The organism is Caulobacter sp. GW822-FHT07D08 (assembly GCF_058798735.1).
The window spans coordinates 2,658-9,304 of record NZ_JBXAKU010000037.1; the positions used below are offsets into that span (position 1 = coordinate 2,658).

The window sequence follows — 6,647 nt, forward strand, 5'->3', positions numbered from 1 at the left end:
CTGCCGTTTGATCTTCGACGGGAAGAAGTTGTTCTTCGAGTCCAGGACTAGGGTCCTACGTCCCGGGTCGGAATACGTAGATTCCGAAGCGCAGGTTTTGGCCCTCGTCTCGCGCGACGGGGCGCCAGGCCGCGGCGGCGATCGCGCCGCTCCGAACCTCGGCCGTCCTGGGCGCGGGCGCGTCCCCCCGGGGGGCGATCGCCATGCGGGGCCGGGGCGTGCGTGGCTTTCACCCGCACCCGAGCGTCGCCAGCGGCCCAACACCTGTGGATCCGTGCGGACGTTTTCAGCATATGGTTTTTCTCCGCGTCGTGCGCCGGACGCACGGCCGGCCCGGGGGCGCGTCGCGCCTGAGGTGAGGGGTTGGACCGCGGGCCGCGTATGTAGGCGTGCAGAGTCAGGGGATCGACGATGAGCGACCAGCTCGACGAACTTTTCGAGGCGTTGCGGGGCCAGCCGCACGCCCAGCTGCCCGGCCTGGAAGGCCAGGTGTGGGCCAGGATCGACAGCTGGCGCGACGGCCGGCGCGCGGCGAACGCGCTCGTGCCGCTGCGCGCGGCCTCGGTGGTGGCGGCCCTGGGCCTGGGCATGGTCGGCGGCAGTCTCGCGGCCAACGCCGCCGCGCGCGCCCCCTCCGAGATCTCGGCGTTTTCGGTCGACGCGCACCTGGCGCCGTCGACCCTGCTCGGCGGGCGCTGACATGCGCCGGATCTCGCGCGGGGCGGCCCTGACCGTCGTCCTGGCGCTGCTGGCCGGGATCGCCGGCGGCTGGCTCGGCTCGGGCCGGTTCTTGCCGATGCATCACGCCCAGTCGCTGCACGAGATGGTTCACCACGAGCTGAAGCTCAGCCCGGATCAGGATCGCCGGCTCGAGGCGCTCGAACAGGATTTCGCCGTGCGTCGCCGCGCCCGGGAGGCCGAGCTGCGCGCGGCCAACGCCCAACTGGCCGCCGCCATCCAGGCGCGCCACGAATACGGGCCCGAGGTCGAGGCCGCGGTCGAGCGTTTCCATGTCGCCATGGGGGCGCTGCAGCTGGAGACGGTCCAGCACGTCCTGGCGATGCGTAAGGTGCTGACCCCCGAGCAGGCGGCCAAATTCGACCGCCGCGTCAGCGAGGCGCTCACGAACGAGACGCCGTGACCGCCGGCCTTGGCGAGGACGAGGACGGCGCGCTGGCCAGGCGCGCGGCGCGCGGCGACGAGCGCGCCTTCAGCACGCTGATGCGGCGTCACAAGGGCGCCTTGCACGCCTTCGCCCGGCGCCATGTCGGCGACTCCGAAGCCGCCCACGAGGTGGTGCAGGAAAGCTTCGTGGCCGCCTGGAAGGCGCTGGATCGCTATGATCCGACCCGGCCGTTCGGCGCCTGGATGCGGGCCATCGTCCTGAACAAGTGCCGCGACCGGGGGCGTCGCCTGCTGGTTCGGCGGCTGATCCTGGGCGAGCGGTCGATCGACGCGCCAGGCGCGCCCGATCCCGCCGACCCCGCGCCGGGCCCCGAGGCGGCGAGTCTGCGCGCCGAACAACTGTCGCGCCTGGAGGCGGCGATCGCGCGCCTGCCCGACCAGCTCAAGGAGCCGCTGATCCTCACCTATCTGGAAGGCTATTCACAACAGGACGCCGCGGCGGTCCTGGGCGTCAGCGTCAAGACCATCGAGATGCGCGCCTATCGCGCCCGCAAGCGGCTGGCCGACTGGCTGGTCGATCCCTGACTTTTTTCGCCCGCCGGCGAGGGGGGCGACGGTTTGGCGCGTAGCCACCTAGAGATCGCGTCGCGGCCGTCCCTCACGGCCTGCCGCCGGCGCGTCATCGTCAAAGGGCTGTCATGCTTCGATCCAGCGCGGCTTTCGATCGCCGTCGTTTTCTCCAATCGCTCGCCGTCCTCGGCGGCGGCGCCACCCTGGCGAGCCTGCTGCCGTCCTGGGCGCGCGCGGCGGGCGATCCCGGCCGCGCGCCGGCCGCCCTTTCGGGCGAGGACATCAAGCTGACCATCGGCCACACGCCGATCACGGTCGACGGCAAGGCCGGCCACGCCGTGACGATCAACGGCACGGTTCCTGGCCCGCTGATCCGGCTGAAGGAAGGCCAGCATGTCCGCCTGTCGGTGACCAACACGCTCGACGAGGACACCTCGATCCACTGGCACGGCCTGCTCGTGCCCTTCCAGATGGACGGCGTGCCCGGCGTCAGCTTCCCGGGCGTCAAGCCCGGCGAGACCTTCACCTACGAATTCCAGGTCCGCCAGGCGGGCACCTATTGGTACCACAGCCATTCGGGCCTGCAGGAGCAGATGGGCCACTATGGGCCCATTATCATCGATCCGGTCGGTCCTGATCCGGTGGCCTTCGACCGCGAGCACGTCGTGGTGCTGTCGGACTTCAGCCGCCTGCACCCGCACCAGATCTTCAAGAAGCTCAAGCAGCAGAGCGGCGCATTCAACTACCAGCGCCAGACCCTCGCTGGGCTTCTGGCCGGCAAGGACCAGACCCTGGCCGAGCGCCTGGACTGGGCCAAGATGCTGATGGACCCGACCGACATCTCCGACGTCACCGGCGCGGCCTACACCTTCCTGGTCAATGGCCATGGCCCCGCGGACAACTGGACGGCGCTGTTCGCGCCCGGCGAGCGCGTGCGCCTGCGGTTCATCAACGCCGCGGCCCAGTCGGTCTTCAACGTCCGCATCCCGGGGCTGCGCATGACCGTGGTCGCCGCCGACGGCCAGCACGTGCGGCCCGTCGAGGTCGACGAGTTCCAGATCGGCAACGCCGAGACCTATGACGTGATCGTCCAGCCCGCCGAAGACAAGGCCTTCACGATCGTGTCGGAGTCGGTCGACCGCTCTGGGTTGGGCCGCGCCACCCTGGCGCCGCGGCTGGGCATGAGCGCCGAGGTCCCGCCGCCGCGCGAGCGGCCGCTGACCACCATGCGCGACATGGGCATGGATATGGAGGGAATGGACATGGGGGGCATGGACCATGGCTCCACGGACATGTCCGGCATGGATCACGCGGCCATGGGCGCCAAGGCCGCGACCCCCGCGCCCGGCATGGCGCCGCCGCGCCAGCGCGGAAGCGACGTGATGGGCAAGATGGACAAGGGCGGCATGGACATGTCCATGCGCAATCCGGACAACGCGCCTCAGGTCAGGCTCGGTCCGGGCGTGCAGTCGATCGCGCCGATGCCGATGGATCGCACCGGCGAGCCTGGCCAGGGCCTCGAAAGCGTCGGCCACCGGGTCTTGGTCTATCGCGACCTGGTGGCCCTCGAGCCGAATCCCGACCCGCGCGCCCCGGAGCGATCCCTCGAGATTCACCTGACCGGCAACATGGAGCGGTTCATGTGGGGGTTTGACGGGCGCAAGTTCAGCGATAGGCCGCCGCCCTACGCCTTCCGCCACGGCGAGCGGGTCCGGGTCACCCTGGTCAACGACACCATGATGGCCCACCCCATCCACCTGCACGGCCACTTCTTCGAACTGGCCTTCGGACCGGCGGGCCACATGCCGCGCAAGCACACCGTCATCGTCCTGCCCGGCGGCCGCGTCAGCTTCGACTTCACCGCCGAGACCGGCGACTGGGCCTTCCACTGCCACATGCTCTATCACATGCACGCGGGGATGTTTCAGGTCTTCAGCGTGCGCGACACCCCCGCGGAGGGCGCGCGATGAAGGCCTCGCTGATCGCCCTCTTGCCGGTCCTGTGGGCCGCGCCGGCCCTGGCCCAGCACGCCGGCCACGCCGGCGCGCCAGCCGCGCCCAGTTCCAAGCCTGCGCCGGCGGCCCCGCCTCCAGCCGCCGACCCCCATGCCGGACACGACATGGGCGCCATGCCGGCCATGGCCATGCCTCAGACGCAGGTCGCGCCGGCGACCGACCCCCACGCCGGCCACGACATGGGCGCCATGCCCGGCCTGGCTGTCTCCGGTCAATCGGAACGCCCGGCCGAAGCGATGGGACCGCCGCCCTTGCCCGATCACGAAACAGCTCCGCCGGCGCCGCCCACCGACCATCTGGCCGACAGGGTCTTCGATCCGGCCGCCATGGACCGGGCTCGCGCCGTGCTCCGGCAGGAGCATGGCGGCGCCCAGGTCTCGCAGGTGATGGCCAACCTCCTGGAATACCGCGCCCAGGCCGGGGGCAACGGCTATCACTGGGACGGCGAGGCTTGGTTCGGCGGCGACCTCAATCGCCTGGTGATCAAATCCGAGGGCGAGGGCGGCCGTCACGGCGTTCAGGCCAGCGAGGTGCAGGCGCTCTATTCCAGGCCCGTGGCGCTCTATACCGACTTGCAGGTGGGCTTGCGCCAGGATGTCGAGCCCAAGTCGCGCACCTATGCCGCCGTCGGGTTCGAAACCCTGTTGCCCTACTGGATCGAGGCGGGCGGAGCGGTGTTCGTTTCCAGCAAGGGCGATGTCCTCGCGCGCGCCGAAGGGGCGATCGACTGGCGCCTCACCCAGCGCCTGATCCTGCAGCCGCGCACCGAACTCAACTTCGCCGCCCAAGACATCCCCGAAGCGGCGATCGGTTCGGGGCTCTCGAGCGGCGAGCTCGGATTGCGCCTTCGCTATGAGGTTCGGCGCCAATTCGCGCCATATGTCGGCGTCGCCCTATCCAAGCGGTTCGGGCGCGCCGCGGACTTCGCCCGGCTGCGCGGCGACGAGGTCACCGAGACCAGTTTCGTGCTCGGCCTGAGGGCCTGGTTTTGACCATCGATCCTAGCGAGGCTTCCATGAAGATGCTGTCCATCGCTCTTGCGAGCGCCCTGACCCTGCTGGCCCAGCCGGCGGCCGCCCAGATGAGCGCTATGGACCCTGCGGCGCATGCGGTTGAGGCGAGCGCGCCGGTCGAGGCGGTCGGCGTCGTGCGCGCCATCGACGCCAAGGCCGCCAAGATCACTCTGGCCCATGAAGCGATCCCGGCGCTGAAGTGGCCGCCGATGACCATGGCCTTCAAGGTCGCTGATCCGACCCTCCTGAAGGGCCTGAGCGTCGGGACCAAGGTGCGCTTCAAGCTGCGGGGCCAGACCATCGTCGGCCTGACCGCGCTCTAGCGCCCATCGGGCCGGCGCTCGCCGGCTCCAACCATTGCCTCGGGGGAGGGGCCATGTATCCGTCGGACATCCGTCCGCTCACGTCGTTGCGCATCTGCGCGGCGCTGTGGGTGCTCGTCTATCATTTCCGCAACCACCTGGACCTTGGTCTCGAGCGCTTTGGCCTGGCCGCCAAGGGCTACCTCGGCGTCGACCTCTTCTTCATCCTGTCGGGTTTCATCCTCAGCCACGTCTATACGCGGGCCTGGGCCGAGCGACGGTTCAACTACGGCTCCTTCCTTTGGGCGCGCCTGGCGCGGGTCTATCCCGTCCATCTGGTCACCCTGGCCGCGACGATCGCCATCTGGCTCGCGGCCTTGAAGCTGGGCGTCCGCTTCGATCCCCAGGCGTTCGACCCGCGCATGCTCCCCCAGCACCTGTTGCTAGTGCATGCCTGGGGCACGACGCCCACCGTGCAATGGAACTTCCCCTCCTGGTCGATCTCGGCTGAGTGGTTCGCCTACCTCGGCTTTCCGGTCGCGGCCATCGCCTCGGTGTCGCTGAGGCGTTGGCCACGCCTCTTCGTCCTCGCCGTGCTCGCCCTGTTCGTCGCCATGTTCCTGACGGCCCAGGGGCGCGGGGTGCTGTTCACCGACATGAGCGCCCAGATCGGCGCCTTGCGGATCATCCCGGCCTTCCTGATGGGCGCGGCCCTGCATCGCTTGGGATCGAGCCTGAGCCTGCCGGCCGGCATGGCCGGATTCGGCGCGCTCGCCGCGACGGTCTGGGTGGCGATCGCCGCCAACCTGCGACTGAGCGATCTCTATATCTGGCCGGGTCTGGCTATGCTGATCTTCTGCCTGGCCGAGACGTCCAAGGCCGCGAAGCCAGGCGCGATGTCGGCGCCGGCGCTCGTCTATCTCGGCGAGGTCTCCTACAGCCTCTACATGGTCCACCTTCCGGCCGACATCGTCTATTTCCACGCTCTGGAAAGGCTGGCGCCAGACCTGTCCGGCGCCGGGATCGCCTTGGCCTGGGCAGGAGCGTTCGTGGCCTGTCAGCTGGCCGCGATGGTCGCCTACCATCTTGTCGAACGGCCTGCGCGTAACTGGTTGCGGGCGCGCGATCCCTTCGCGCGGCGCCCCACGCCCGAGCCGGCGCACGAACCGGTGCTCTGAACGTTGCGGCTATTGCGCGCTGATCGGCGCGAGACGCCCTAGCCAGGCGACCACGGCGACGAGCGCCATCGCCGCGCTCAGTTCCAGCACGAGACTGCGGCGCAGCGCCTTGACCGCCGTGCTGGGCGGCGCCGGCTCGACCAGGGCTTCGCGCAGGGCCGGGGTCAGGCGAAACCGGTTGGCGGCGGCCAGCACGACCATGGCGCCGAAGAGAACGAGCTTGAGAAGCAGAAGAAGCCCGTAGGGCGTGCGGACCAGGGCCGCAACGCCCATGGGCCCGACGAGGAACCAGCTGTTGATCAGGCCGCTGGCGACCAGCACGGCGACGACGCCCGAGCCGATGCCCGAGAAACCCGCCAGGGCGGCATGGAAGGTCGGCGCCTGTCGCGCGTCACGCCGACTGACCCCGGCCAGCCCCAGAAAGAACACCAGGGCGCCGACCCA

The 6,647-nt window shown here is 69.9% G+C and carries 8 protein-coding genes; 7 read left to right on the forward strand and 1 reads right to left on the reverse strand.

Features of this window, described 5'->3' with window-relative positions:
• Positions 1–411: 411 nt before the first annotated feature.
• The 7 genes from AC1RJ9_RS27915 to AC1RJ9_RS27945 all read left to right on the forward strand — a co-directional run bounded on the left by AC1RJ9_RS27915 (position 412) and on the right by AC1RJ9_RS27945 (position 6,203).
• Positions 412–699, forward strand: a complete 288-nt coding sequence (locus tag AC1RJ9_RS27915) for a hypothetical protein (protein WP_062098116.1) — start codon at positions 412–414, stop codon at positions 697–699.
• 1 nt (position 700) lies between these two features.
• Positions 701–1,141 (forward strand): periplasmic heavy metal sensor, encoded by a 441-nt coding sequence (locus tag AC1RJ9_RS27920; protein ID WP_062098114.1) that lies wholly within the window; start codon positions 701–703, stop codon positions 1,139–1,141.
• Entirely contained in the window at positions 1,138–1,710 is a 573-nt protein-coding gene (locus AC1RJ9_RS27925; protein WP_066685867.1) for an RNA polymerase sigma factor, read from the forward strand. Before AC1RJ9_RS27920 ends, AC1RJ9_RS27925 begins: the two co-directional genes overlap by 4 nt.
• Before the next feature lie 113 nt (positions 1,711–1,823).
• A complete protein-coding gene (locus AC1RJ9_RS27930; protein ID WP_062098112.1) occupies positions 1,824–3,665 on the forward strand; it encodes a copper resistance system multicopper oxidase in 1,842 nt (613 codons plus the stop codon).
• On the forward strand, positions 3,662–4,702 hold the full coding sequence (locus tag AC1RJ9_RS27935) for a copper resistance protein B (RefSeq protein ID WP_062098110.1): 1,041 nt from the start codon (positions 3,662–3,664) through the stop codon (positions 4,700–4,702). The genes AC1RJ9_RS27930 and AC1RJ9_RS27935 overlap by 4 nt, the downstream gene beginning before the upstream one ends.
• Positions 4,703–4,725: 23 nt before the next feature.
• Positions 4,726–5,046 carry a copper-binding protein gene (locus AC1RJ9_RS27940; protein WP_492841912.1) on the forward strand — a complete coding sequence of 107 codons (321 nt, stop codon included), beginning with the start codon at positions 4,726–4,728 and terminating at the stop codon, positions 5,044–5,046.
• A gap of 53 nt (positions 5,047–5,099) precedes the next feature.
• Positions 5,100–6,203 carry an acyltransferase family protein gene (locus tag AC1RJ9_RS27945; protein WP_066685874.1) on the forward strand — a complete coding sequence of 368 codons (1,104 nt, stop codon included), beginning with the start codon at positions 5,100–5,102 and terminating at the stop codon, positions 6,201–6,203.
• Positions 6,204–6,212: 9 nt separating this feature from the next.
• On the opposite strand, the gene AC1RJ9_RS27950 is transcribed toward AC1RJ9_RS27945, so the two are convergent.
• On the reverse strand, positions 6,213–6,647 hold a 435-nt coding region (locus AC1RJ9_RS27950; protein ID WP_492841914.1), incomplete at its 5' end, for a CopD family protein.

Coding starts and splice junctions, on each gene's coding strand:
- AC1RJ9_RS27915 (WP_062098116.1), top strand. CDS start 412: ATGAGCGACCAGCTCGACGAACTTTTCGAGGCGTTGCGGGGCCAGCCG.
- AC1RJ9_RS27920 (WP_062098114.1), top strand. CDS start 701: ATGCGCCGGATCTCGCGCGGGGCGGCCCTGACCGTCGTCCTGGCGCTG.
- AC1RJ9_RS27930 (WP_062098112.1), top strand. CDS start 1,824: ATGCTTCGATCCAGCGCGGCTTTCGATCGCCGTCGTTTTCTCCAATCG.
- AC1RJ9_RS27935 (WP_062098110.1), top strand. CDS start 3,662: ATGAAGGCCTCGCTGATCGCCCTCTTGCCGGTCCTGTGGGCCGCGCCG.
- AC1RJ9_RS27940 (WP_492841912.1), top strand. CDS start 4,726: ATGAAGATGCTGTCCATCGCTCTTGCGAGCGCCCTGACCCTGCTGGCC.
- AC1RJ9_RS27945 (WP_066685874.1), top strand. CDS start 5,100: ATGTATCCGTCGGACATCCGTCCGCTCACGTCGTTGCGCATCTGCGCG.